Raw genomic sequence first — 2,891 nt, forward strand, 5'->3', positions numbered from 1 at the left:
ACCCTGCGCGGCAGCCAGTTGAACGCCACCGGCGATATCAATTTGCAGACGGCAAAAGACATCAATATCAGTGCCAGCGCGGTGCAAACTGATGGCGCGCTAACACTGGCGGCGGGCGGCGATGTCACTCTCACCACCCAGAGTGAACAGCATGACGAACAGCGTAATCATACTGGCACTAAAAAAGGACTGGCCTCCAGCACCACCACGCGCACCGAAGATAGCTTGAGTCAGACACTGGCGGTCGGCTCCATGCTATCGGCAGGCAGCATTGATGTCAGCGGCAAAAATATCGCGGTCATCGGCAGTAACGTGGTGGCCGATAACGATATTAATCTGCGTGCAAAAGAGAACATCACCGTCGGCACTACGCAACAGAGCGAGAGCGAATCTCACCTGTTCGAGCAGAAAAAATCCGGCCTGATGAGTACCGGCGGGATTGGTGTCACGGTGGGCAGCAACAGCCAAAAAACCACCGACACTGGCAAATCTATCTCCAACGTGGGCAGCACGGTGGGCAGCGTACTGGGCAATGTCAGCATGACCGCCGGTGAAGACCTGACGGTACAAGGCTCCGAGGTGTTAGCCGGTAAAGACATCAGTCTGACCGGTAAAAACGTCGCTATTTTGGCGGCGGAGAATCAAAGCAGCCAGACCCATACCGTTGAGCAAAAAAGTAGCGGCCTGACACTGGCACTGTCTGGCGCGGTTGGCAGCGCCCTCAATACCGCGGTCACCACCGCCAAAGATGCCCGCGAAGAGAGCAATGGCCGACTGTCTGCGCTGCAAGGGGTTAAAGCGGCACTCAGTGGTGCGCAGGCGGTACAAGCAGGTCAGTTGGTGCAGGCGCAAGGGGGCGATACTGCCAGCATGTTCGGCATCAGCGCCTCATTAGGCTCACAAAAATCGGCCTCGCAGCAACATCAGGAACAGACCCGCGTGACGGGCTCGACCCTGACGGCGGGCAACAACCTGAGCGTGACGGCCACCGGTGAGGGGAACCCGGCAAACAGCGGCGATATTGTGGTGCAAGGCAGCCAGCTCAAAGCCGGCGGCGATACCACCCTGGATGCGGCGCGTGATGTGCTGTTGCTCGGTGCCGCCAACACGCAGAAAACCGACGGCAGCAACAGCAGCAGCGGTGGCAGTGTAGGTGTCAGTCTGGGGTTCGGTAGCGCTGGCGGTGGTCTGAGCATCTTTGCCAATGCCAACAAGGGTCAGGGCAATGAGCACGGCGACGGCACCTTCTGGACTGAAACGCAGATTGACACAGGCGGCACACTGTCGCTCAGCAGCGGGCGTGATACTTCGCTGATAGGCGCGCAAGCCAGCGGTGAAACCGTCAAGATCGATGTCGGCCGTGACTTGCTGCTGCAAAGCCAGCAGGACAGCGATAACTATGATGCGAAGCAGACCAGTACCAGCGGCGGTGTCAGCATGGCGGTGGTCGGCGGCGGTGGCTCTGCCAACCTGAGCATCAGTAAAGATAAGTTGCACAGCAATTATGACTCGGTACAGGAGCAGACCGGTATTTTTGCAGGCTCTGGCGGCTTTGATATCACCGTGGGTGAACACACTCAGCTCGATGGCGCAGTGATTGCCAGCACCGCGGACAAGAGCAAAAACAGTCTGGATACCGGCACGCTCGGCTTCAGTGACATTGAAAATAAAGCCGATTTTAAAGCGGAACATCAAGGCGGTAGCCTGAGCACCGGTGGCCCGGTGGGGTCTGACCTGCTGAGCAATCTGGGCGGCGTGGTGCTGTCGGGTCTGGGTAATGACGGCCATGCCGAAGGTACCACGCAGGCAGCGGTCAGTGAGGGTACCATCACTATTCGTGACACCGATAAACAACAGCAGAATGTCGATGACCTGAGCCGCGACACCGACAATGCCAATGGCAGCATCAATCCTATCTTTGATAAAGAGAAAGAGCAGAACCGCCTGAAAGAAGCACAGCTGATTGGCGAGATTGGTGGTCAGGCAATGGATATTGCGCGGACGCAGGGAGATATCCTCGGGCTTGAGGAAGCTTTGAAACGCCATCCTGAGTTGAAAGGCGATGAGGAAGCCTTGCGTGAGACAAAAGAATACAAAGCCGAAATGCAGAAATATGGCACCGGCAGTGCACTGCAACAAGGTCTTCAGGCCGCAACAGCGGCCATACAGGGCTTGGCGGGTGGCGATATGGCGAAAGCGCTGGCAGGCGCCTCAGCCCCGTATCTGGCGGAAGTGATTAAGAAAAGCACGGGAGATAATCAGGCGGCTAACCTGATGGCCCATGCGGTACTGGGTGCAGTCGTGGCGCAGATCAACGGCAACAGTGCGCTGGCGGGCGCTTCGGGTGCAGCGATGGGTGAGTATATCGCCCAGCAGATGTATCCTGGTATCAAACGTGAAGACTTGACAGAAGAGCAACGACAAACCATCAGCGCATTGGGTACACTGGCGGCAGGGTTGGCGGGTGGATTGGCAGGTGACAGCACCGCTGACGCCGTTGCCGGGGCGCAGGCCGGGAAGAATGCGCTTGAGAATAATGCGCTGGGTAATAAAAAGGGCTGCGGTCTTGATCCACTTGCATGTAGAGACCCGTTGACAGAGGGCGGCGGTATTCGTGGTGGCGGCATATCAGCAAAAACACCTACAGGCTCAAAAGGAAATGTGCTCAAAGTTCAAGATGGATCTAATAAACCCACAACTATTAACGATAGACAATTTTCAGGACATGCTTTAGATCGCATGCAAAAACAAGGGATTACACCAAGTGTTGTAGAAAATGCCATCAAACCTGAAAATGCAGTTAAGGGAAAAGTACCTGGAACTACGGCATACCATGATAAAGTGAATAATATTACAATAATAGTTAATGAAAATACTGGTCGGATAGTAAC

The 2,891-nt window shown here is 55.6% G+C and carries 1 protein-coding gene; it reads left to right on the forward strand.

Annotation, left to right across the window (positions count from 1 at the left end; genetic code table 11):
* Positions 1–2,891, forward strand: a 2,891-nt coding sequence (locus tag V1952_RS21010) for a hemagglutinin repeat-containing protein (RefSeq protein ID WP_420075469.1), incomplete at both ends; no start/stop codon positions are given.

Origin of the sequence: Yersinia sp. 2542 StPb PI (assembly GCF_048593855.1) — a bacterium.
GTDB classification, from domain to species: Bacteria; Pseudomonadota; Gammaproteobacteria; order Enterobacterales; family Enterobacteriaceae; genus Yersinia; species Yersinia enterocolitica_E.